This is a genomic window from Mycobacterium sp., from assembly GCF_035274705.1.
GTDB lineage: Bacteria > Actinomycetota > Actinomycetes > Mycobacteriales > Mycobacteriaceae > Mycobacterium.
The window spans coordinates 18656-40817 of the sequence record NZ_DATENY010000078.1 but is presented as its reverse complement, the minus strand read 5'-3'; the positions used below and the strand labels follow the sequence as shown (position 1 = coordinate 40817).

General features: G+C 65.3%; 28 protein-coding genes and 1 pseudogene. 14 read left to right on the top strand and 15 right to left on the bottom strand.

The window, feature by feature from the left end:
- Positions 1 to 14: 14 nt before the first annotated feature.
- Both VJV41_RS17715 and VJV41_RS17710 read right to left on the bottom strand, forming a co-directional pair.
- A complete protein-coding gene (locus VJV41_RS17715) occupies positions 15 to 617 on the bottom strand; it encodes a nucleoside/nucleotide kinase family protein (RefSeq protein WP_325335988.1) in 603 nt (200 codons plus the stop codon).
- The gene (locus tag VJV41_RS17710) at positions 601 to 810 is read right to left on the bottom strand and encodes a ribosome modulation factor (RefSeq protein ID WP_325335986.1); all 210 of its coding nucleotides are present in this window, start codon (positions 808 to 810) and stop codon (positions 601 to 603) included. The genes VJV41_RS17715 and VJV41_RS17710 overlap by 17 nt, the downstream gene beginning before the upstream one ends.
- Before the next feature lie 81 nt (positions 811 to 891).
- Here VJV41_RS17710 and VJV41_RS17705 point away from each other — a divergent pair, with 81 nt between their 5' ends.
- Genes VJV41_RS17705 through VJV41_RS17680 form a run of 6 tightly spaced genes read left to right on the top strand, consistent with a single transcriptional unit; the run spans position 892 to position 4877 of the window.
- Complete coding sequence (locus VJV41_RS17705; protein WP_325335985.1) at positions 892 to 2142, top strand: RNA polymerase sigma factor; 1251 nt, start codon at positions 892 to 894, stop codon at positions 2140 to 2142.
- Position 2143: 1 nt separating this feature from the next.
- Entirely contained in the window at positions 2144 to 2830 is a 687-nt protein-coding gene (locus VJV41_RS17700; protein ID WP_325335983.1) for an HAD-IA family hydrolase, read from the top strand.
- On the top strand, positions 2827 to 3099 hold the full coding sequence (locus VJV41_RS17695; RefSeq protein WP_325335981.1) for a hypothetical protein: 273 nt from the start codon (positions 2827 to 2829) through the stop codon (positions 3097 to 3099). Before VJV41_RS17700 ends, VJV41_RS17695 begins: the two co-directional genes overlap by 4 nt.
- Positions 3100 to 3113: 14 nt before the next feature.
- Positions 3114 to 3566, top strand: coding sequence for a nitroreductase family deazaflavin-dependent oxidoreductase (locus VJV41_RS17690; protein WP_325335979.1), 453 nt, complete (start codon positions 3114 to 3116; stop codon positions 3564 to 3566).
- Positions 3563 to 4474 carry a 1,4-dihydroxy-2-naphthoyl-CoA synthase gene (locus VJV41_RS17685; protein WP_325335977.1) on the top strand — a complete coding sequence of 304 codons (912 nt, stop codon included), beginning with the start codon at positions 3563 to 3565 and terminating at the stop codon, positions 4472 to 4474. The genes VJV41_RS17690 and VJV41_RS17685 overlap by 4 nt, the downstream gene beginning before the upstream one ends.
- 22 nt (positions 4475 to 4496) lie before the next feature.
- Entirely contained in the window at positions 4497 to 4877 is a 381-nt protein-coding gene (locus VJV41_RS17680) for a hypothetical protein (protein ID WP_325335975.1), read from the top strand.
- Position 4878: 1 nt separating this feature from the next.
- Here VJV41_RS17680 and VJV41_RS17675 read toward each other — a convergent pair whose 3' ends face one another.
- Complete coding sequence (locus VJV41_RS17675) at positions 4879 to 5127, bottom strand: hypothetical protein (RefSeq protein WP_325335973.1); 249 nt, start codon at positions 5125 to 5127, stop codon at positions 4879 to 4881.
- A 71-nt stretch (positions 5128 to 5198) separates the two neighbouring features.
- Between VJV41_RS17675 and VJV41_RS17670 the strand changes: the two are divergent.
- Positions 5199 to 5971: pseudogene (locus VJV41_RS17670) on the top strand (SDR family oxidoreductase); the annotation flags it as partial.
- 152 nt (positions 5972 to 6123) lie between these two features.
- The gene (locus VJV41_RS17665) at positions 6124 to 6495 is read left to right on the top strand and encodes a VOC family protein (protein ID WP_325335971.1); all 372 of its coding nucleotides are present in this window, start codon (positions 6124 to 6126) and stop codon (positions 6493 to 6495) included.
- A 42-nt stretch (positions 6496 to 6537) separates the two neighbouring features.
- Here the strand turns inward: VJV41_RS17665 and VJV41_RS17660 are convergent, their stop codons facing one another.
- The 3 genes from VJV41_RS17660 to VJV41_RS17650 are packed head-to-tail and all read right to left on the bottom strand — an operon-like array spanning position 6538 to position 8414.
- Positions 6538 to 6840 carry a DUF3349 domain-containing protein gene (locus VJV41_RS17660; RefSeq protein WP_325335969.1) on the bottom strand — a complete coding sequence of 101 codons (303 nt, stop codon included), beginning with the start codon at positions 6838 to 6840 and terminating at the stop codon, positions 6538 to 6540.
- Positions 6841 to 6851: 11 nt separating this feature from the next.
- Positions 6852 to 7136 carry a hypothetical protein gene (locus VJV41_RS17655; protein ID WP_325335967.1) on the bottom strand — a complete coding sequence of 95 codons (285 nt, stop codon included), beginning with the start codon at positions 7134 to 7136 and terminating at the stop codon, positions 6852 to 6854.
- Positions 7137 to 7169: 33 nt separating this feature from the next.
- Positions 7170 to 8414 (bottom strand): inorganic phosphate transporter, encoded by a 1245-nt coding sequence (locus VJV41_RS17650; RefSeq protein WP_325335965.1) that lies wholly within the window; start codon positions 8412 to 8414, stop codon positions 7170 to 7172.
- Between the two features lie 218 nt (positions 8415 to 8632).
- Here VJV41_RS17650 and VJV41_RS17645 point away from each other — a divergent pair, with 218 nt between their 5' ends.
- The 4 genes from VJV41_RS17645 (at position 8633) to VJV41_RS17630 (ending at position 10985) form a co-directional block, all read left to right on the top strand.
- Positions 8633 to 8935: a DUF3349 domain-containing protein gene (locus tag VJV41_RS17645; protein ID WP_325335963.1), complete on the top strand. Its 303-nt coding sequence runs from the start codon at positions 8633 to 8635 to the stop codon at positions 8933 to 8935.
- A gap of 50 nt (positions 8936 to 8985) precedes the next feature.
- Positions 8986 to 10062, top strand: a complete 1077-nt coding sequence (gene menE, locus VJV41_RS17640) for an o-succinylbenzoate--CoA ligase (RefSeq protein ID WP_414684986.1) — start codon at positions 8986 to 8988, stop codon at positions 10060 to 10062.
- A 78-nt stretch (positions 10063 to 10140) separates the two neighbouring features.
- Positions 10141 to 10425 (top strand): hypothetical protein, encoded by a 285-nt coding sequence (locus VJV41_RS17635; RefSeq protein WP_325335961.1) that lies wholly within the window; start codon positions 10141 to 10143, stop codon positions 10423 to 10425.
- A gap of 47 nt (positions 10426 to 10472) precedes the next feature.
- Complete coding sequence (locus VJV41_RS17630; RefSeq protein WP_325335959.1) at positions 10473 to 10985, top strand: hypothetical protein; 513 nt, start codon at positions 10473 to 10475, stop codon at positions 10983 to 10985.
- A gap of 75 nt (positions 10986 to 11060) precedes the next feature.
- Here the strand turns inward: VJV41_RS17630 and VJV41_RS17625 are convergent, their stop codons facing one another.
- Positions 11061 to 13556 carry a glycogen/starch/alpha-glucan phosphorylase gene (locus VJV41_RS17625; protein ID WP_325335957.1) on the bottom strand — a complete coding sequence of 832 codons (2496 nt, stop codon included), beginning with the start codon at positions 13554 to 13556 and terminating at the stop codon, positions 11061 to 11063.
- 59 nt (positions 13557 to 13615) lie between these two features.
- On the opposite strand from VJV41_RS17625, the gene VJV41_RS17620 reads away from it, so the two are divergent.
- Positions 13616 to 14230 carry a pyridoxamine 5'-phosphate oxidase family protein gene (locus VJV41_RS17620; RefSeq protein ID WP_325335955.1) on the top strand — a complete coding sequence of 205 codons (615 nt, stop codon included), beginning with the start codon at positions 13616 to 13618 and terminating at the stop codon, positions 14228 to 14230.
- 4 nt (positions 14231 to 14234) lie between these two features.
- On the opposite strand, the gene zwf is transcribed toward VJV41_RS17620, so the two are convergent.
- From zwf to VJV41_RS17605, 3 genes are all read right to left on the bottom strand, one after another.
- Entirely contained in the window at positions 14235 to 15734 is a 1500-nt protein-coding gene (gene zwf / locus VJV41_RS17615; RefSeq protein WP_325335953.1) for a glucose-6-phosphate dehydrogenase, read from the bottom strand.
- Between the two features lie 76 nt (positions 15735 to 15810).
- The gene (locus VJV41_RS17610) at positions 15811 to 16572 is read right to left on the bottom strand and encodes an SDR family NAD(P)-dependent oxidoreductase (protein ID WP_325335951.1); all 762 of its coding nucleotides are present in this window, start codon (positions 16570 to 16572) and stop codon (positions 15811 to 15813) included.
- A 63-nt stretch (positions 16573 to 16635) separates the two neighbouring features.
- On the bottom strand, positions 16636 to 17232 hold the full coding sequence (locus VJV41_RS17605; RefSeq protein WP_325335949.1) for a TetR/AcrR family transcriptional regulator: 597 nt from the start codon (positions 17230 to 17232) through the stop codon (positions 16636 to 16638).
- A 97-nt stretch (positions 17233 to 17329) separates the two neighbouring features.
- Between VJV41_RS17605 and VJV41_RS17600 the strand changes: the two genes are divergently transcribed.
- A complete protein-coding gene (locus tag VJV41_RS17600) occupies positions 17330 to 18682 on the top strand; it encodes a hypothetical protein (RefSeq protein ID WP_325335948.1) in 1353 nt (450 codons plus the stop codon).
- On the opposite strand, the gene VJV41_RS17595 is transcribed toward VJV41_RS17600, so the two are convergent.
- The 5 genes from VJV41_RS17595 to VJV41_RS17575 are packed head-to-tail and all read right to left on the bottom strand — an operon-like array spanning position 18608 to position 22097.
- Positions 18608 to 19072: a hypothetical protein gene (locus VJV41_RS17595; RefSeq protein WP_325335946.1), complete on the bottom strand. Its 465-nt coding sequence runs from the start codon at positions 19070 to 19072 to the stop codon at positions 18608 to 18610. The two genes, VJV41_RS17600 and VJV41_RS17595, sit on opposite strands and share 75 nt — an antisense overlap.
- The gene (locus VJV41_RS17590; RefSeq protein WP_325335944.1) at positions 19069 to 20169 is read right to left on the bottom strand and encodes a molybdopterin-dependent oxidoreductase; all 1101 of its coding nucleotides are present in this window, start codon (positions 20167 to 20169) and stop codon (positions 19069 to 19071) included. Before VJV41_RS17590 ends, VJV41_RS17595 begins: the two co-directional genes overlap by 4 nt.
- Positions 20166 to 20795, bottom strand: coding sequence for a class I SAM-dependent methyltransferase (locus tag VJV41_RS17585; RefSeq protein ID WP_325335942.1), 630 nt, complete (start codon positions 20793 to 20795; stop codon positions 20166 to 20168). Before VJV41_RS17585 ends, VJV41_RS17590 begins: the two co-directional genes overlap by 4 nt.
- Positions 20785 to 21453: a TIGR04282 family arsenosugar biosynthesis glycosyltransferase gene (locus VJV41_RS17580; RefSeq protein WP_325336044.1), complete on the bottom strand. Its 669-nt coding sequence runs from the start codon at positions 21451 to 21453 to the stop codon at positions 20785 to 20787. The genes VJV41_RS17585 and VJV41_RS17580 overlap by 11 nt, the downstream gene beginning before the upstream one ends.
- Positions 21450 to 22097: a glycosyltransferase family 2 protein gene (locus VJV41_RS17575; RefSeq protein WP_325335940.1), complete on the bottom strand. Its 648-nt coding sequence runs from the start codon at positions 22095 to 22097 to the stop codon at positions 21450 to 21452. Before VJV41_RS17575 ends, VJV41_RS17580 begins: the two co-directional genes overlap by 4 nt.
- Between the last annotated feature and the right edge of the window lie 65 nt (positions 22098 to 22162).

Sequence of the window (22162 nt, the reverse complement as noted above, 5' to 3'; positions counted from 1 at the left end):
CGAGGGCCCACGGCCTAAAGGGTAACCAAGAAATCCGCTCTGTCGCGGGCGTTTTCGATGCGATCAGCGTTGCGTTCGTCGACGTCGCGCACCCACGCCTCGGCGTCGTCGAGTGACTTGCCGAACGTCACGTGCCTGGCGATCAGGCGGCGACGTCGTTCGTCGCGGGGCACGTCGATGAACCACACCTCCGAGAGTTGCGCACGGATGGCCGGCCACGGCTCCTCGCCGTCGAGCAGGTAATTGCCTTCGGTCACCACCAGGCGGTGCCCAAAAGTGACGGGAATGCTGCCCGCGACGGGCTGCTCGATGGTGCGGTCGAAAGCCGGCGCATAGACGATGTGCTGCGGCTGCGCTCGAATACGTTGCAGCAGAGCGAGATAGCCGTAGGCGTCGAAGGTGTCGATCGCGCCCTTGCGGTTCAACCGGCCCAGGCGCTTGAGCTCTACATCGGCGAGGTGGAAGCCGTCCATAGGCAACTCAACAGCGTCAGCAAATGCCGACGCGACCGACCCGGCTAGTGCCGTCTTACCCGCGCCGGGCGGGCCGGTGATGCCGAGGATGACGCGGCGTTCACCGGCCAGCAGCGCCTCGACTCGCTCAGTCCAAGAGTGCATCGATCTCGGCGGCGATCCGCGCGACGCGTTCCTCTTCGCTCGGTATCCCGCGGGACTCGTCGCTGGCTCGTTGCCAGCCCAATCGCCACATGCGGGCAGCGATCCGGTCCCCGATACCGGCGTAGGGGTTGTTGAGCGTATGGGGAAACGCTTTCCGGCCCTCCCGATAGGCCGTGACGAACAGATGCGCCATGGGTATAACTTTGCTGCGCGAGCAGACGCAAAAGCTCCTTTTTCGTCGGCGTGTCGGGACACTTTGCGCCTGCTGGGCAGAATGGGCGACGTGCCGGATCTGCAGCAGACCGTCGACGCGGTGTGGCGGATGGGGGCCGCCAAGATCGTGGCGACGCTGACCCGCGCGGTCGGCGACGTCGGGCTGGCCGAGGACGTCGCGCAGGAAGCGCTCGTCGACGCGCTCACGCAGTGGCCGCAGACCGGTGTGCCGCGCAACCCCGGCGCATGGCTGACGACGGTCGCCAAACGCAAGGCCATCGACTTCTGGCGGCGACAGGAGAACCTCGACACCAAGTACGCCGCGATGGCGCACGAGCTCGAAACACAGGTCGACGAAGCCTGGGACCCCGACCGCGTCGACGACGACGTACTGCGGCTGATCTTCATCTCCACGCACCCGGTGGTGTCGCGGGAGGGGCAGATCGCGTTGACGCTGCGAGTCGTCGGCGGCCTGACGACCGAGGAAATCGCCCGCGCGTTCCTGACGTCGACGGCAACGATCGCAGCGCGCATCACCCGGGCGAAGAAGACACTCGCCGCGGCCGACGTGCCGTTCGAGGTGCCGGACCGTTCGGAATACCCGCAGCGACTGTCTGCGGTGCTGAGCGTCATCTATCTGATCTACAACGAAGGCTATTCGGCCTCGTTCGGACAGCGCTGGATTCGCGACGAGCTGTGCAGCGAGGCCTTGCGGCTCGGCCGTATCCTGGCTGCGCTCGTGCCGGACGAACCCGAGGTGCACGGCCTGTTGGCGCTGATGGAATTTCAGTCGTCGCGGTTCGCGGCGCGCACCGACGCCGATGGCAGGCCGATCCTGCTCGAAGAGCAGAACCGCACGATGTGGGACCGCGCCCAGATCCAGCGCGGGGTCGCATCGCTGGAGCGCGCGGCTAATGCGTTGCAGCGCAAAGGCGTCGGCTGGGGACCGTATGCGTTGCAGGCCGCGCTGGCCGAATGCCATGCGGTGGCGCCGACCGCGGCTGACACAGACTGGCGGCGCATCGTGTCGCTGTATGACGGGCTGCTTCAGGTAGCACCGTCGCCGGTTGTCGAACTGAACCGAGCGGTCGCGGTCGCGATGGCATCCGGGCCAGCGGACGGGTTGGAATTGGTCGACGGCATCGACGGCATCAACGGCTCGTACCTGCTGCCGAGCGTGCGGGGTGAGCTGCTGTCCCGGATGGGCCGGCATGCCGAAGCGGCCGATGAGTTCGAGCGCGCCGCGTCGATGGCCGACAACGAACGGGAGCGAGAGGTCTTGGCCGACAAGGCTGCTCGCGCACGTGGTTAACATGGGCCCGGTGGACGCCGTGTTGTTCGACTATTCGGGCACGCTGTTCCGCCTCGAAGAGGACGCGAGCTGGTTCGACGGCATCGAGGTCGACAGCCGCGAGGTCGACGGCCATGTGCAGGCCGAGCTGATGCGTCGGCTCACCGCGCCCACGGGCCGGTCCGTGAAGATGACGCCCGAAGCGCATCAGGCCTGGGTCAACCGCGACCTCAAGCCGCACCTGCATCGCGAGGCGTATCTGCACGTATTGCGGGAGTCCGGGTTGGCCGACCACCACGCCCAAACGCTATACGAGCGGGTGATCGACCCGTCGTCCTGGACGCCCTATCCGGACACCGCCGACGTGCTGAAAGGTCTGCATCGACAGGGCATCAAAACCGCTGTGGTGTCCAACATCGCCTTCGACGTGCGGCCGGCCTTCGCTGCGATCGGAGTCGCGGATTGCGTCGACGAGTTCGTGCTGTCGTTCGAGGTCGGCGTCATCAAGCCTGATGCCGCAATCTTCGACACGGCGCTGACCCGGCTGGGCGTCGAGGCGGAGCGCGCCGTGATGGTCGGTGACAGCGACGAGGCCGACGGCGGCGCCAGGGCCGTCGGCTGTGGCTTCGTACTCGTCGACCCGCTGCCGACGGGCGAGCGGCCCGAGGGTTTGCGCAGCGCGCTCACCGACTACGGCCTGGCCATATGACCCGAGCGCCGCGCTGGTTGAAGTTGATCAACCGGCTCTACATGGTGCTGCTGCGTCGTGGCGTGTACTTCAGTGCCGAGTACACCGAACACGTTCAGCTGGTGGAACTCCCGCCCCAGGACGCCCGCCCCGTGCTGCGGCTGGTCCCCGTCCAGGTGCCCGCGGGCATTGGATTCTTGAAGAACTCCGGCTTGGTCAGCGACGGCACGCCCGAGGAGCTGGAGGAGCTGGCCGGCGTGCTGCCCGTGTTCCGCGTCGACGCGGCTTGAGTAGCGTTACGGGCATGTCCAACAGTGAGCGCATCCGGCCGCCGTGGTGGCTGAAGTACGTCAACAAAGTGATGATCGGGGTGCAGCACCTCGGCATCAATTTCGGCCCGGTCGTGCTCACCGTGCCCGGCCGCAAGTCGGGCAAGCCGCGGTCGACGCCCGTCACGCCGATGACAGTGGACGGCAAGGAGTACATCGTCGGCGGCCTCCCGGGCTCGGACTGGTCGGCCAACGCGCGCGCCGCGGGCGAGGGCGCCCTGCAGCGCGGTCGTCACACGCAGCGCGTTCGCCTGGTGGAGATGTCCGTCGAGGAGGCCCGGCCTCTGCTGCGCGAGTTTCCGGTCAAGGTGCCGACCGGCGTCGGCTTCGTCAAGAACGCCGGGCTGGTCACCGGGCCCAACCCCGACGAGTTCGAAGCTCTCGCCGGCCGTTGCCCCGTCTTCCGTCTCGATCCGGTAACCGCATGAGCGACAATCCGTTTGACCCGTCGGTGTGGCGGCCGGTTGAGGGTTTCGAGCTGTCCGACATCACGTATCACCGCCATATCGTCGATGGGAAGCCGCAGCCGACGGTGCGGGTCGCGTTCGATCGGCCGGAGGTGCGCAATGCGTTTCGGCCACACACCGTCGACGAGCTGTATCGCGTGCTGGACCATGCGCGGATGTCACCGGATGTCGGTGTCGTGCTGCTGACCGGTAACGGGCCGTCGCCGAAGGACGGCGGCTGGGCGTTCTGCTCGGGCGGTGATCAGCGCATCCGCGGACGCAGCGGATATCAGTACGCGGCCGGTGAGACCGCGGACACCGTGGATGTGGCGCGTGCGGGGCGGTTGCACATTTTGGAGGTGCAGCGGCTGATCCGGTTCATGCCCAAGGTGGTGATCTGTTTGGTGAACGGGTGGGCGGCCGGCGGCGGTCACAGCCTGCACGTCACCTGTGACTTGACGTTGGCCAGCCGCGAGCACGCGCGGTTCAAGCAGACCGACGCCGACGTCGGCAGCTTCGACGGCGGTTATGGCAGTGCGTATTTGGCCAAACAGGTCGGGCAGAAGTTCGCCCGGGAGATTTTCTTCCTGGGCCGGCCCTATACGGCCGAGCAGATGCATGCGATGGGTGCGGTCAACGAGGTCGTCGACCACGCGAATCTGGAGTCTGTCGGTTTGGAGTGGGCCGCGGCGATCAACGGCAAGTCGCCGCAAGCGGTTCGGATGCTCAAGTATGCGTTCAATTTGACCGACGACGGGCTGGTCGGGCAGCAGCTGTTCGCCGGTGAGGCAACGCGGTTGGCGTATATGACCGACGAGGCGGTCGAGGGCCGCGACGCGTTCCTGGAGAAGCGCGACCCGGACTGGACGCCGTTCCCCCGCTACTTCTAGCGATTGGCACGCCATGACATATATGGGTAAGCCCTATTACCCGGCGTGGCTGGACAACCTGGCCGACGACGTCACGATAGAAGCCGCGGCGATGGACGGCACCGCGCACGGCCCGGAGGACGTCCGGTCAATCGTGGTCACGGCCAAGGAGCTGTATGAGAATCAGCAGTTCAGCTACGCAGGCCCGTTCGGCGACAGCGACGGCTTCCTCGAGATCTACACCACTGACGTTCGCGGTGTGCACATAGGCGTCAACGTCGTGGTTACCTTCAACGCCGCCGGCCAGACCCAACACATCGTGGTTAATCACCGGCCGCGCAGCGCGCTACTGTTCTTCGCGCGAGTGTTGCTCGAGAAATTCGCCGGCACACCCCTAGCCAAACACTGGGAAAGCACGCCGTAAGTCATTCTGCGCCAGACCCTTTCGAAATGAAGGTGTCACGGTGTTGCGCGATGAAATCGCTCAGGGTGACCGCGGGGCGTCGGGTCAGCCGCTCGATGTCGTCGGTAACCAGGTGGGTGTTGTGTGCCCGCAAGGCGACGCTTTGGGCCGACTGATGCGCGGCGACCGTCGTATCGGACCGGCCTGCGGCCGTGGCGTTCGCGATCAGCTCATCGCGCCAGTCCTCTGGTGTGAGCGCTTGGTAGCGCACCGGGCTACCGGTGGCCTTGCTGATGATCTCGGCGATGGTGGCATGGCTGGCTCGTTCGCCGCCGCCGCGATCCCGTCGACCTCAACGGTAAGCGCATCCTGCTGACCGGCGCGTCGTCAGGCATCGGCGAGGCCGCCGCGGAGAAGTTCGCCCGCCGCGGCGCCAAGGTTGTGGTGATCGCGCGCCGTCAGGAGCTACTCGACGCCGTGGTCGACCGGATCACCCGAAACGGCGGCGATGCCACGGCACATGCAGCCGACCTGTCCGACCTGGATGCGGTCGACGAAGTGGTCGCCAAGGTCGAACACGACCTCGGCGGCGTCGACATTCTCATCAACAACGCCGCGAAGTCGATCCGCCGCCCGCTGGCCGAGTCGCTTGATCGCTGGCACGACGTCGAGCGCACCATGACGCTGAACTACTACTCTCCCCTGCGTCTGATCCGCGGCATCGCGCCCGGCATGATCGAGCGCGGCGACGGCCACATCATCAACGTCTCCACGTGGGGTGTGCTCAGCGAATCCTCGCCGCTGTTCGCCGTGTACAACGCGTCCAAGGCAGCGCTGTCGACTGTCAGCAGAGTCGTCGAAACCGAATGGGCCGCAAAGGGTGTGCACTCGACGACGCTGTACTACCCGCTCGTCAAGACGCCGATGATCGAACCCACACGGGAGTACGACGGCCTTCCCGGCCTGACCGCCGCCGAGGCCGCCGACTGGATGATCACCGCGGCGCGGACCCGATCGCGCCTCGCATGGCCGTCACCGCCCACGCGCTCAACAGCGTCGCCCCCAACGCCGTCGACGCGATCATGAAGCGGCAACGGGTCCAGCCGAAAGACTGAGCCGAAAGCCCAAAAGCCCATGCCGCACGCCCGACATCGCCACTATCTCGCTCGGACGCGAACGGCAAGTTGCTGAAGCGAACACTGCGCGAGCCGTACTGGAAGGGTGTCGGGCGTCGGATCGGCTGACTTGACGTGATAGACACAGTTTCATGGAGATCCTGGCCAGCCGGATGCTCATTCGGCCGGTCGACTACGAAAATTCACTGCGGTTCTACCGCGACCAGCTCGGGCTGGCGATCGCCCGCGACTATGGCGGAGGCACCGTCTTCTACGCGGGGCAGTCACTGATCGAACTCGCCGGCCACGGCACGCCCAGCGCGGGCGGCACGATGTGGCTGCAGGTACGTGACGTCTACGCCGCCCAGAAAGAGCTCGAGGGCCGCGGCGTCGAGATCACCAGGGAGGCAAAGCAAGAGCCGTGGGGGCTGCACGAGATGCACGTGACGGATCCCGATGGCGTGCTCTTGATCTTCGTACAAGTCCCCGAAGACCACCCGCTGCGCCGCGACACCAGACGCTGAACGGCCCCCGGCGCATAGCCGAGGGCCGCCCTTGTGACTAGTTCAGCGAGCCGCCGCCAGCGGCCACCCCACCGAGGCAAGCCGGGCCGCGACCTGATGGATCTCTTCTGGATTCGGTTCCTTTTCGATCACGTTGTGGACGGCCTTGCGGATCTCGTCCTCCGTCACGCTGTCCGAATCGGTCGATTTGAGGATCGACTGGGCCGCCTGGACGACCTCATCCTCCGACAGCGACCGCTTCAGCAACGCGAGCAGCGGAAAGTAATCCTTCGGCGGAACGCCTTCCGGGTAGCCGTCGTGCAGCCACCCCAGCACGTTGTCCAGCACACTCTGATTCTGCGTCATATGTTTTCAGCTCACTTCTTGGGCATGAAGGGGAACAGGTCGACTCCGAAGTGGTGGATGATCGTCGTCCTGGTGATCCAGAAGATCGCCGTCACGATCACCCAGCCGACGAACACGAACAGCAGGATGCCCAAGTACTTGAGCACAGGGTTGGGGGCTTGGACGGTGCCGTCTGTCGTTTCGCCGCCGGCGCCGCTCGAGTAGGACACCAAACCGGCGGCGAAGACCGCGGGCAGGCCCGCCCCGAGGATCAGCCCCACCACGAGCACCTTGAGAATGCTTTCTGCGTAAGTCATCAACGTTTCCTTTACTTGTCGCGGCTGGTCTGGTCAGACCGTCGCCGTGTCCTTGGGCTTGGCGCCTTCGCGGACCTCGGCGGGAACGACGGAGTTGGTCGACTCGTCCCAATCGGCGTTGACGTTCTTGTGGTCGACCTTCTGCTGCTGAGCACGCCACCACATGTATCCGGACAGAGCGACCAGGACGAGGAAGATCAGGCCGTCACCCGCCAGTGCCGAATTAGTAAGCGACTTGACCGCGTCGGAGAGCCAATATGACAGGGCACCAACGACTCCCGCAGCGGGCAGGGTCAACAGCCACGCCACCGCCATGCGCCCGGCCACCGCCCAGCGCACCTCCGCGCCAGGCTTGCCGACACCGCTGCCGAGGATCGAGCCGGTCGCGACATGCGTGGTGGACAGCGCCATGCCCGCGGCACTGGAGCTCAGGATGATCGCGGCCGACGACGCTTCTGCGGCGAAGCCCTGCGGCGACTCGATCTCGACAAGGCCCTTGCCCAGCGTCCGGATGACACGCCAGCCGCCGATGTAGGTGCCGAGGCCGATCGCCAACGCGCAGCTGAAGATGATCCAGAACGGCAGGCCGTCCTTCTTCACGTCGCCGGTCAGGTGGCCGGTGGTGATCAGAGCCAGCGCGATGACGCCCATCGTCTTCTGGGCGTCATTGGTGCCGTGTGAGAGCGCAACCAGTGATGCGGTCGCGATCTGGCCCCACCGGAAACCGTCTTCGCGACGCTTCTCCATCACCTTGCGGGTGATCCGGTACACCAGCCAGGTTCCGCATCCGGCGACGAGGCCCGCGATGACCGGGGCGGCGACGGCGGGAATCAGCACCTTCTGCGTGACGCCGCTCCAGTTGACGCCCGCGGCGCCCAGCGCAGCCAGGCCGGCGCCGATCAGGCCACCGAACAGTGCGTGCGACGAGCTGGACGGGATGCCGAACAACCAGGTCAACAGGTTCCAGAGGATTCCGCCGATCAAACCGGCGAAGATGATCGTGAGTCCGGTTGAGGCGTCGATCGACGGAAGCAGATGACCGGTCTTGCTGTCCTGCACCTTGAGGACCGACGTGGTCACGGTGACGGCAACCTCGACAGAGAGGAATGCGCCGACCAAGTTCAGGACGCCGGCCAGCAGCACGGCGGTCTTCGGTTTGAGTGCACCGGTGGCGATCGAGGTCGCCATCGCGTTTCCGGTGTCGTGGAATCCGTTGGTGAAGTCGAATGCCAGTGCTGTTGCTATCAACAGCACAAGGATGATCATCTCTGCGCTCATGGGTGCTAATTCTGGGGGCACGACGGCAAATTTGACCAGCGGCTAGCTACCCTAAATGGACGCTCCCACCAGGTACTTTGCCTCTACCGGCGAGGTGTTCATTCACTGTTCACCTTGCGGTCCAAGGGTGTTTGTCTGCCCCGTCGACTTGGCGGGGCACTACCATCGACCCGTCCAGCGAAACCGAGGCCGCCGGGCTTCCGTGGGGAGTTGACACTGTGACGAAATTTCTCGCCAAGATCGTGGCATGGATAACCGCGGGGTATCCCGAAGGTGTACCTGGCCCTGACCGTGTGCCCCTGCTGGCGCTGCTGAAGCGACGGCTCAGCGATGACGAGGTGACTGCCGTCGTGCGGGAACTGTTGGCGCGCGGCGAATTCGACCACGTGGACATCGGGGTGCTGATCACCGAGATCACCGACGAGCTTCCGCAGCCTGAGGACATCGAGCGGGTGCGCACCCGGTTGGCCGCCCAAGGCTGGCCACTCGACGACCCTCGCGACATCGAGGAGGCCGAATAGCCGTCCTTCGCGCCGTCGCCGTCCCGTCCGGCACTTCGGCACTGTCGGTTCTGACCGCGGTGGAGGACGCGCTGGCGGGGCGGGTTTCGATGCTTCCGGTCCCTGCCGATGATGCGCGCGAAACATCCTTGCTGACAACGTCTCTGCGTGCCGGTTCGGAGATCGACGATGACGTCGCGGTGGTGGTCTCGACGTCAGGCACCACCGGTGCGCCCAAAGGAGCGATGCTGACGCCCGCGGCGCTGACAGCCAGTGCTTCGGCCACGCACGCCCGCCTTGGCGGCCCAGGTCGCTGGCTGCTCGCGTTGCCCGCCTATCACGTCGCCGGCCTTCAAGTGCTGGTGCGCAGCGTCGTCGCAGGGACTGATCCAGTGGCGTGTTTCGACGTGGCCGAATTCCCTTCGGCCACTGCGCAGTTGGGCTTTGGGCGCCGGTACGCGTCCTTGGTGGCGGCTCAGCTGGACAAGGCATTGGCCGATCCTGCCGCCACGGCGGCCTTGGCGTCGCTGGACGCGGTGCTGATCGGTGGCGGGCCTATGCCTGCCGGAGTAGCCGAAAGAGCCTCAACGGCAGGCATACCCGTCGTGCGGACCTATGGTATGAGCGAAACCGCCGGCGGCTGCGTGTATGACGGCGTTCCGCTCGACGGGGTGCGCGTGCGGATCGACGACGGCCGCATTGTGCTCGGCGGCGCGACGTTGGCGAAGGGCTATCGCTATCCCGTCGACCCCGATCCGTTCGCCGAACCGGGCTGGTTTCGCACCGATGACATTGGCACAGTTGATGATTCAGGACTATTGACGGTACTGGGGCGCATCGACGATGCGATCAGTACGGGCGGGTTGACGGTTTTGCCGCAGTTGGTAGAGGCGGCGCTGGCGACGCATGACGCAATTGCCGACTGTGCGGTGTTCGGCGTGGCCGACGAACGGCTGGGGCAGCGAGTGGTCGCGGCAATAGTTGTGGCGACGGGGTGTTCGGCACCGACGCTCGCCGAGCTGCGTTCGCACGTCGCGTCCTCATTGTCGTCGACGGCAGCGCCGCGCGAGATCCATGTCATCGACGAACTCCCCCGTCGCGGCATCGGCAAGGTGGACCGGCGCGGGCTCGCGGCGCGCTTCGGTTAGGGCGATCGCCCGCAATCTCCATGTGATCTCCACACAATCTCCAAGCTTCATGCCCCTCTGACCGGCGAATATTCAGCCATGAAAAACATCGTCATCACCACTGTGACAGCCGGCGCGCTTTCCGCGGCGGCACTCGGCCTGGCCGGAATGGCCGCGGCGTTTCCGAACGCAGGGACGGCGGCCGACGTCGTCAGCGGCCTCAAGGATGAGGGCTACAACGTGCAGGTCAACGGGATCGTCTCCGTTCCCTTGTCGACGTGCGCTGTGACCGGTATCCACCCCACGCTGCCCAACCGTGCAACGCTCGAGGAGAAACAGCACACCCAGGTCTTCGTCGACGTGTCATGCCCGTCGCATGACTGAGCCTTGGCCCGCGAACGGCGGATGCTAACGGTTGCTAGCATCCGTTCGTGATCCGCGCATTGCTGATAACCGCCGCTGCCGCCGCTTTGCTCGGCGGATCGCCGGTCGCCTCAGCAGAACCCGCCGAGCAAGGCACGACCACCTTCGCGATCGGTAAGTGCTACAACCCTGGTCAGGCGATGCAGCAACGGCCCAGCTCCTTCGCGTACAACTGCGACACCACCGGCGTCATGGAAGACATGACCTGGACGTCGTGGGGAGCCGACGGCGCAAGCGGAACTGGTACGGACAGCTCCGTTGAGTGCCAACCGAACTGCGCGGAAGGCCCTCGATTGTTCAATCCGGTCGTGGTGCACGCATGGAACCCCGTGGCATCAACGAGTCCCCTGTGCCCCACGGATGTCGAGTTTTACTCCGACTTGACGATTGCCTATCCCAAAGGCGTTCCGCCCTGGATCAAACCCGGCACGACCTGGTCTCCGGGCACCGATTTCGTCACCGTCGACGGCATGCCCGCGGTGCACTTCTCCGGGCTGATACCGAGCTGCACTCCGCTCTAGACCTTGACCCGCGAACGTTCCGTACCGCTCGAAGTTTCGCCAGAATCTCGAGCGGTACGGAACGTTCGGCAGCGGCTAGACCTTGACGGTTACCGGCAAGACATTCCAGATGTCGTCGCAGTATTCGGCGATGGCGCGATCCGACGAAAACTTCCCGCTACGAGCGGTATTGAGGATCGACATACGTGTCCAGGCCGGGATGTCTCGCCACGCCGCGCTCACCCGCTCTTGGGCTTCGACGTATGAGGCGTAGTCGGCGAGCACGAGGAACGGATCGTCGTAGCGCAGATTGTCGACCAGCGGGCGGAACACCTCAGTGTCACCGCGGGAGAACGCCCCTCCTGCAATCAGATCGAGCACGGCGGCCAGCTCATCGCCGATGTAGGCCGACGGACGGTAGCCGTCGCGCTTGATCCGTTCGACTTCCTCGACGTTCAGACCGAACAAGAAGAAGTTCTCGGCCCCGACCTCTTCGCGCATTTCGACATTGGCGCCGTCGAGCGTGCCGATGGTCAATGCGCCATTGAGCATGAACTTCATGTTGCCCGTGCCCGACGCCTCCTTACCCGCCGTCGAGATTTGTTCCGAGAGGTCGGCGGCCGGATAGATCAGATGCGCGTTCTGCACGTTGAAGTTCGGGACGAATGCGACCTTGAGGAAGCGGTTGACGTCGGGATCGTTGTTGACCGTCTCACCAACGGCATTGATCAGCTTGATGATTCGCTTGGCCATGAAATAGCCCGGCGCCGCCTTGCCGCCGAAGATGAATGCCCGCGGGGGAATGTCCAGATTCGGATTCTGCTTGAGCCGGTGGTAGAGCGTGACGATGTGCAACACGTTGAGGTGCTGGCGCTTGTACTCGTGAATACGCTTGACTTGGATGTCGAAGAGCCAGTCGGGGTTTAGGTCCAATCCCGCGGTCGCCTTCACATAATCGGCGAGGCGCGCCTTGTTCGCCCGCTTGACCTCGCGCCATTGGCCGCGAAACGCTGCATCGTCGGCGAACGGCTCGAGCGCGCGCAGCTTGTCCAGGTCCGCCAGCCAGCCCTCGCCGATGGTGTCGTCGAGCAGATCCCGAAGTCCCGGGTTCGCGAGAGCGAGGAAACGCCGCGGCGTGACCCCGTTGGTCTTGTTCGAGAAGCGCTGCGGCCACAGCTCGTAAAAGTCTTTGAGCACACTGTCTTTGAGAAGTTCGGAATGGAGTGCGGCGACGCCGTTGATTGCGTGGCTGCCGACCGTCGCAAGGTGTGCCATCCGCACGTTCTTGCCGTTGCCCTCGCCGATCAACGACATCCGCCGCAGCCGGTCCTCGTCACCCGGGAACTTCTCGCTGACCTCGTCGAGGAACCTGCGGTTTATCTCGTAGATGATCTCGAGGTGGCGAGGCAGCGACTCGGCGAACATCGCCAGTGGCCAAGTCTCCAGCGCTTCTGGCAGCAAGGTGTGGTTGGTGTATCCGAACGACGCGACGGTGATGGCCCATGCCTCATCCCAGTCGATCTGACGTTCGTCGACAAGGATGCGCATGAGTTCGGCGACACCGATCGATGGATGGGTGTCGTTGAGCTGCAACGCGAATCGGTCAGGGAGATCCTTAACGGACAGATCGGCCAAATCATCGACGATGTGCAGGACATGCTGCAGCGAGCACGACACGAAGAAGTACTGTTGCAGCAGGCGAAGCCGCTTACCGGCCTCGGGCTCGTCGTTGGGGTAGAGGACCTTCGTCACGGTCTCCGAATTGACCTCGTCCTCGACGGCCTTGTAGTAGTCGCCGGTGTTGAAGGCATCCAACGCGAACGACTCGACGGCTCGCGCGCTCCATAGCGTCAGCACGTTGCACGTGTTCACGCCGTAGCCCTGGATCGGCATGTCGTAGGCGACGCCCTTCAGGACTCGTCCCGGCACCCATCGGACGCGGTCGTGGCCGGCGTCGTCGGCGTAGTGTTCGGCGTAGCCGCCCCAGTTGACCCGATAGTTCACATCGGGCTTGGCGATCTCCCAAGGGTTTCCGTTGTCCAGCCAGTTGTCCGTCTTCTCGACCTGCCAACCGTCGTGGATCTCCTGATCGAAGATGCCGAACTCATAGCGAATGCCGTAGCCGATGGCCGGCCGCTCGAGCGTGGCGAGGGAGTCCAGATAGCACGCTGCCAGCCGGCCAAGGCCGCCGTTTCCCAGACCCGGTTCCTCCTCGCATGCCAGCACCTCGTCGAGGTCCTGGCCGAGTTCTGTCAACGCCTGACGGGCGGCATCTTCGATGCCGAGGTTCAGCAGGTTGGAGCCTAGCTGCGGCCCCATCAGAAATTCGGCCGACAGGTAGCAGGTCACCTTCCGGCCGAGATCGAGCGATGTCTGTGTGGACGCCACCCTGTTGTCCTGCATCCGGTCACGAACCGCCAACGCAATCGCCCGGTAGTAATGCTCCGGTCTCAATGCGGCAGCGGGGCGCCCGATCGAGTAGCGCAGGTGGTCGACGATGCCCCGTCGCAACGCATCTGCGGACAGACCGGTGCGGCTGCGTTCGTGGGTGTCGGCAGGGACGGTGTCAGAGTTCTGGACGACGTCGGTCATCGGCGCAGTGTCACAGGCGTGGACGACCGCAAAGTGAACGCTAGGAGGATGATGTAGCAATGCGCCGCGAAGTCACCACCGTCGAAGAGCTCAGGGCGATCGTCGGTCATCCAGACAAGTACGTCGCGAACAAGGTGAACGATCGCCTGTCGGATATCCACAGGGACTGGCTGGCCCATTCCCCGCTGGGTTTCGTCGCGACGACGGATGCGCGTGGCCGCGTCGACGTCTCACCGAAGGGTGATCCGCCCGGCTTCGTGCACGTCATCGATGACCGCACCATCGCGATTCCCGAGCGGCCGGGCAACAAGCGAGTCGACGGTTACGTGAATGTGCTGCAGCGACCGCACGTCGGCACATTGTTCCTCATTCCCGGCCGCGGTGACACCCTGCGGATCAACGGCACCGCGCGCATCCTCGCCGACGCGGAGTACTTCGACGCGATGTGCGTAAAGGGCAAGCGGCCCCTGTTGGCGCTCGAGATCGACATCGAAGAGGTGTTCTTCCACTGCGCCAAGGCGTTTCTCCGGTCAGACGCGTGGGATCCGTCGACCTGGAATCCGACGGCCGTGCCCAGCGTGGCGCAGATCGCCAAGTCGATCCGGTACGACTGGACGCAGGAAGAACTCGACGAGCGCTACAGCGAAGACAACGTTCGCAAGGTCCTCTATTGAGGTCCTAGTGTTTCGCCTCGCGCCACGACCGCTCGAAGGGCAACCGCCAAGCATTGGGCGCGATCAGCTGGTGGATGGCGTTCGGGCCCCAGGTGCCGGTGTGATAGATCTTGGCAGGAGATGGATCGGCCAACAGGTCTTGCGAACGCTCCCATAGGGATTCGATGCCCTCAGCGGTCGTGAACAAGGTGTGGTCGCCGCGCATGGCGTCGAGGATCAGCCGCTCGTAGGCTTCCAGTACGTCGGCGGCGGTGTCGATCTCCTGAGTGGAGAACTGCATGGAAAGCTTGTCCAGTTTCATGCCGGGCCCCGGCCGCTTGCCGTAAAACGACAACGAGACCCTCGACGCGTCTGCGAGATCGAACGTCAGATGATCCGGGCCTTGGGAGCCAACGCCGGAGCCGGCCGCGAACATCGTGCGCGGAGCCTCCTTGAACGCGATGGAGATGATCCGCATGCCCTCGGCCATGCGCTTGCCGGTGCGCAGATAGATCGGCACACCCGCCCAGCGCCAGTTGTCGATGCCGACCTTCAGCGCGATGAACGTCTCGGTGTCGGAATCCTTTGCGACACCGTCTTCTTGGCGATAGCCGGCGTACTGGCCCCGCACGACATTCGCCGGGTCGATCGGCAGCATCGACCTGAACACCTTGTTCTTCTCTTCGCTGATGGCGCGGGGTTCCAATGCCGTCGGCGGTTCCATCACAACAAACGCCATCACCTGGAAGAGATGGGTGACGACCATGTCCTTGTAGGCGCCGGTACTTTCGTAGAAGTTGGCCCGCTGATCGAGTCCGAGCATTTCCGGGATGTCGATCTGGATGTGGTCGATGAAGTTGCGGTTCCAGATCGGCTCGAACAGACCGTTGGCGAAGCGGAAGGCCAAGATGTTGAGGGCGGCCTCTTTCCCGAGAAAGTGATCGATCCGGAAGATCTGCGACTCGTCGAACGTCTCGTGCACAAAGTCGTTGAGCTCGACCGCGCTGGCGAGATCGGTGCCGAATGGCTTTTCCATCACGACACGCGAGCGCTCGACCAGCTTCGCGTCACCCAACATCGTGATGACTGCTCGGGCGGCCTTCGGTGGCACGGACAAGTAGTGCAGCCGACGGACATCAGGACCGAGTTTGGTCTCGGCCTCGGCGACGGCGGCGGCCAGCGCTCCAGGGCCGGCGCTCTGGGGCACATACGTGAGCGTGCTCGCGAAGTTGGCCCACTGCTCGTCGGTGAGCGTGTGGTTTCCGAACGAATCGAGGGCCGACTTAGCCAGTTCCCGGAACTCGTCGTCGGTGAGATCCTCCAGCGAGGTGGCGACGATCTGGATGTGGGGAGCGAGTTCGGACTGATCCAGGTACGCCAGGCCCGGGATCAGCTTGCGTTTCGCGAGGTCGCCGGTCGCGCCGAACAGGACAATGACGTGCGGATCGACCGGGCTGTCGTCGAAGCGGTGCGGGCGGGCGCCAGGCGCGGGATAGGCGATAGTCTGCGGTTTGTTTGCGGCCACGCTCCGCATACTTCCACCGCGGCGTGGCCCGCGCACGGGACTACCGGCGCCGGCCACCATTAATTCACTCGCGCGGCTAGATCTGGTTGATCCCGCCGTCGACGGGAATGTCGGCTCCGGTGGTGAAGCTGCTCAGATCCGAGGCGAGGAACAGCACGGTGTTGGCGACCTCTTCGGGAGTGCCGAAACGGGCCAGTGGCACGATGCTGCGCTGATAGTCCTCGAACTGCTCGACCGCTTTCGGGCCGGGGTTCAGGAGGTTGGCAAGACTGTTGATTCCGGGTGTGTCGGTGGCGCCGGGGCTGACCACATTCACGCGAATCTTGCGGTCCCGCAACTCACTTGCCCACGTTCTGGCGAACGAGCGTAAGGCCGCCTTGATCGCCGCGTACACGCCGATCCCCTCACTGCCCTTGGCATTCGTGTTCGACGAGTTCAGGATCACCGATCCCCCGTCGTTGAGCAGCGGCAGTGCCTTCTGCACGGTGTAGACGACACCCTTGAAATCCACGTCGAGCTGGTAGTCGAGGTGTTCATTGGTGATCTCGCCGATCCGCGCGACGTCGATGACAGCGGCGTTGGCGAACACGACATCGATGCGCCGACCGCTATCGGCCACCGCGGCGTAGAGCCGGTCGAGGTCTTCGGCGTTGCTGACGTCGCCCTGTACGCCGGTGGCGTTGTCGCCAAGTTCTTTGACCGCTGCGTCGAGTTCGGCCTGCCTGCGCCCTGTGATGAAGACATGCGCGCCTTCGTCGACGAATCGCTTGGCTGTGGCGAGCCCGATGCCCGTCGTGCCGCCAGTGATGACGGCCGTCTTGCCGCTGAGGAGTGCCATTGCCCTGCCTTTCGAGCGTTCTGGACCATTCGGTCAAGAACTAAGACACATGGCGTTGCGGTTCTATTCCAAGCCGCGCGGAATCAAGGCGATCATCTCCTCCGCGGCAGCCCTGATCTGCGCGGGTTTCACGCCGCCCTTGTGCAGCGCCTCCAGCCCGCGCATGAAGGTCAGCAGCGTAGTGGCCAGCGGCTGTGCGTTCTGCTCGGCGTCGATGGTTCCATCGCGCTGCGCTTCCTCGATGCACGCGACGAGGTCGGCGTGCCATTCGCTGTAGGCGCGCGTGACCGCCCGCTCGACGTCGTCATCGGTAGCGGCGAGCTCCGCGGCGCTCTTGGCCATCATGCAGCCACGCAGTTTCCTGTCGCCGGCCACAGCTTTGGCCTGCGCACGGATGTGGCGGGTCAGCCGGTCGTAGGCGTCGCGTTGTGGATCGCGCAGTTGTGCGCGGACGGACTCGAGCGCTGTGCCGATGTAGTCGTCGAGTGCGCGGAGGAAAAGCCCGTGCTTATCGCCGAACGCCCCGTAGAGGCTGCCCTTCCCGAGTCCCGTTACCGCGGTTAGATCGTCGACCGACGTGGCCGCGTATCCGCGCGACCAGAATTCGTCGCGTGCCGCGGCGACTACTTCGGTTTCGTCGAATGTGCGAGGACGCGGCATGTCTCCCAGGCTACGCGGTTATGGAACGAGCGGTCCGGATCGAGCCGTCACGAAATTGTCAGGCGGGCGGCCTTGATCCGGCAATAGGCTGACGGGCGTGCGGGTCGGTCCAAGGGAGACGGTGGCGGTCGCCGTCGGCGTGCTGCTCGTCGTCGCGGCGTTCGTCGTACCGCACCTGCATCTCGGCCTCGTCACGCCGCTGATCCACGCCTCGCGTGCGCGGATCCACGCGTTCGCCGATACGGCGCCGATCTTCGGGTGGTGGAACGCCCATGTCGGCTGGGGCACCGTTCCCGCCATCGTCATCGGCATCGCCGCGGTGCTCTGGGGACAGGCGATCGCCCTTCGTCTGCCGTGGCGAGCCGTGCCCTGGGCGACGTGGGCGACGGCATGCGCATGGGCGTTTTCTCTGGCGATGATCGATGGCTGGCAGCGGGGTTTCGCGCATCGGCTGACCGCGCAGCACGAATATCTGCGCCAGGTGCCGACTGTCACCGACATCGGCGAAGCGGTGCGCACGTTCGCCAGCAGAATCCCTGATTTCCAATCGAATTCGTGGATCACGCACGTGTCGGGCCATCCGCCGGGTGCGCTACTGACGTTCGTGTGGCTCGACCGCATCGGGCTTGGCGGCGGCGCATGGGCTGGACTGCTGTGCCTGCTGGTCGGATCCAGTGCGGCCGCGGCGATCGTCGTCGCGATTCGCGCCCTCAACGATGAACACACGGCTCGGCTGGCCGCGCCGTTCGTGGCGGTGGCGCCGACGGCCATCTGGATCGCGGTATCGGCCGATGGTTACTTCGCCGGCGTGGCCGCGTGGGGCATCGCATTGTTGGCGTTGGCCACTCGTCGGGTGCGTGTGCCGGTGCTCGCGGCCGCCGGCTCCGGACTGTTGTTGGGCTGGGGCATCTTCCTGAATTACGGGCTGGCGCTGATGGCCGTGCCTGCCGTCGCGGTACTGATCGCGGCGAGCGGCTGGCGCTCGGCCGTTCGCGCATTGGTTCCGGCGGTGTTGGCCGCCTTGGGCGTCGTCGCGGTGTTCGCCGTCGCGGGGTTCTCGTGGTTCGACGGCTACACGCTGGTGCAGCAACGCTATTGGCAGGGCATCGCCAACGATCGTCCCTTCCAGTACTGGTCGTGGGCCAACTTCGCGTCGGTGGTGTGCGCGATCGGGCTCGGCAGCGTGGCAGGCATCGGCCGGGTCTTCGACATCGCCGCGATCAGGCGGCGCTCCGGCCTGCACCTCATAGTGCTCGCCGCGCTGCTGGCGATCGTGTTCGCCGACCTGTCCATGCTGAGCAAGGCCGAAACCGAACGCATCTGGCTGCCGTTCACCGTCTGGCTGACCGCAGCCGGTGCGCTGTTGCCCCAGCGGTCACACCGCTGGTGGTTGGCGATCAACGTCGTCGGCGCCCTGCTGCTCAACCACTTCATTCTGACGAACTGGTAACAGCCGCAGCGCGAGGTAATACAGCGGTATGCAGGCCCAGACGATCGCCAGCGAAATCCATAGTCCCATCGGGTAATTGCGGTCCAGCACCGTCATGTTGTCCGGCCGCATGCCGGGCTTGCCGTACACTGGGATCGCCAGGAACACCAGCACGACGCTGCAAAGCGCAGCCACCGCGATCGGCGGCCACCACCTTCCTGGGATCAGCCGTCGGCCGGCGAACCCAAGCACGACGCACACCGGCGCGAACACCGCATCGTGCAGGATGACTCCGACCAACGCCCACACCAGGATCCGCGTGATGATCACTGGCGGGTTCTCCCACACCAGTACGGCTCCGTACACGCCGACCACCAAGCCGAGCGAGATCACGATGACGCGGGCGATCACGGCACTACCTCGATCCGGGACAGCCATTTCGTCTGCAGCACACCCGGTCTCGTCGGCGCGATCAGCCGGCACGGATACCCGTGGTCGAGATCCAGCTTCTGCCCGTTGAGTTTCATAGCAATCAGCGTCTTGGAGTCGCGGGCATGGCGTGCCGGCAGCGTGGTCCGCGAGTACGGTCCTGGCGGCTCGAGCGAGATCATCCGCACGTCGGAGTCACCTGAACCCCCGACGGCGGCGACGAGGTCGGCCAGCGCGACACCGGACCATTCGGCGTCGGCGCTCCAGCCTTCGACACAAGCGATCGGGAGCCGGTGCGTCACCTGCGGCATTGCCGCCAATTCGGCGACGGTGAACGCGCGCGCCGTCGGCCCGTTCGTCACCGTCAACCGATAGTCCGGCGACTGAGCGCTGCGCAGCACACCGGCCGCGATCGCCGATCGGTTCACCGGAACACCTTGCGGCCCTTGACCGGATCGCGGCGCCAGCACCGAGACCTTCCGCAACAGCGGCACGGTCTGGCCCGCGGTCACCACCGTCGCAAGGGCCACCGCCAGCCAGGTCCCGCGCAGGACCGTTCGCCGCGTCGGGCCGGAGAGCGCAGGCATGTCGTCGACCGGCTCGCCCAGTGCGCGCCGGATGATCGGCAGCTTCACCCCGATGTGCACCAGCACCGCGCCCGCCGCGACATACGCCATCGCATAGTGACTGGTGGTGAAGAAGAACTTGAACGCATACCACTGGGCGATGTTCAGCAGGCCGGTGGACAACTGAAAGAGCATCGAGCCGACCAGCACCAGAATCGACAGACGTTCGATCTGACGAACCAAACCGCCGATGATGGGACGTTCGAACAGCTTCGGCCATACCGACCATAGCTTGACGACGATCAGCGGAATCGCGGCGATACCCGAGACGACGTGCAGGCCCTGCGTCACCCGGTAGAGCCAGACTGGACGCGTCGGCCAGAAGAACCACGGCTGAGGGTGCTGAATGAAATGACTGATCAGACCGGTGACAAAACACACCGCCACAGCGATGCCCAGCGCCATGCCGACGCGGGCGGTGACGGCGGTGGCGCGCAGCGTATCGGTTTTCATGTCGCCGCCAAACTGGCGACCACACGGCGGCCGATCGGATGGACTCCAGCAACTCGAAGACCGGCCTCGTCGGCCAACCGGGCCACGCAATCGACTCCCACCGATGCCCAGCGGAACCAGGGGCCGATCGTGCGCGACGACTCCAGGCGCACCCACCCGGCGTGGATTCCTTCTGTGGCCGAGTCGAATTCGGCAACGCAGTGCCCATCGCGGCGCAGCAGCTCGCCCGCTCGCCGCAGGATACGCCACGGGTCGCCACCCAGGCCGACGTTGCCGTCGGCGAGCAGCACCGTGTGCCAGCGGCCAGTGCCCGGCAGCGGTTGGAACACGTCACGGCGCAGGGCAGGCGCACCGCTACGGCGGGCCAGTTCGACCGCGGTCGCGGACTGATCGACGCCTAGTGCCGGTACACCGCGCTGGACGAGGTGCGCTACCAAACGACCAGGGCCACAACCTAAGTCGATGGTCGGCCCGTGACACATCCCCACCACGGCATGGTCGAACGACGCGTCGGCGTGATGGCCGCCGAGCCAGCTGCGCACGGGCAGGGCATCCAGCCGCCCGTCGTCGTGGCGAAGCCAACAGCGCTCGCCGTCGAGCGCGCGGTCGTAGAGATTACCGAGCATGTGACACGCCCTCGGTAACCCGCGCGAACCGGCTGTCGGGCGCGCACGCGCGGCGCACGACCTCGATATCGTCGACGGTGTCCACATCGGCCAGCGTTTCAACCAGGCTCACGCGTATACCCGTGTCGCTAAGCGCCGTCAGCGTTACAGCGCCGGTGTCGGATCGCGACATCGGTATCGTCCGCAGGCAGTCGGCCATCTCGGCCTCGGATACGCCGAGCACCCACCAACCGCCGTCACGCGCCAGCCCGAGCACCGCATCGGCGGCCAGAAGTTCCCGCGCGCACTCCCCGATCAGTTCGTCGGTCACCTGCGGCGTGTCCATCCCGATCTGCAGCACCGGCAGCCCGGTGGCCGCAGCGGCATCGACGTGGGCATTGGCCAGCCGCTCGGCGAAGTCCGCGCCACGTTGCGGCACAACGGTGAAATCCTCAATCCGCGCCCGGATTTCGTCGCCGTCAGTCGCCGAGTCCAGATCTCCTGTCAACGCCAGCACCCGTGCCTGAACCGGCGCGGCGGCCACAGCGTCCAACGTGTCCAGGAGCGCCGCGGCGGCAATCTCCGCGGCCACGCGATCACCCACGCTGGCCGCCAGCCTCGTCTTCGCGAGACGCGGCACGGGTGCCTTGGCCACCACAAGAACCGCCACGGGGATCACGAGATCGCCCGCCAAAAGTCCACCGCTGCAACGAGACTCCCCCGCACGGACCCACTTACTTTGGACCGGCCACCGGTACGAGGGCCGTAGGAGACATCACGCTCGACCACCCGCCAACGCGCCTGCGCCGCGCGGACCAACAGCTCCAACGGGTATCCCGATCGCCGGTCCGTCACCCCGAGCGCCAGCAGCGCCTCGCGCCGGGCGACACGCATCGGCGCGATGTCGTGCACCGGCAGTCCGTAGCGAGTCCGCAGCCGCCAACACACCGCCGCGGTACCGAGGCGTGCATGCCACGGCCAGCGCAGTCCCCGCACCGGCCGTCGCCGCCCGATCACCATGTCGGCGTCGTCAAGCTCGGAGACCAATGCCGGAAGCTCACGAGGGTCGAGTGAGCCGTCGGCGTCGAGCACCGCCACGATCGGCGTCGTCGCCGCCTCCACTCCGGCGTGCACTGCCGAGCCGTAACCCGGTCGCGGTTCGGCGACCACGTCGGCGCCGTGCCGCCGCGCCACTTCGGCAGTCTCGTCGGTGCTGTTGTTGTCGACAACCAGCGGCCGGTAGCCGTCGGGCATGGCGGAGAGCACGCCGGGCAGCGACGCCGCCTCGTTGAGGCAGGGCAACACCACCGTGACGTCGGCCATATCACTGGACGTTATGCCGTCCGCGACGCGATCAGCAACGAATCAACAATGACGAGTCCATGACA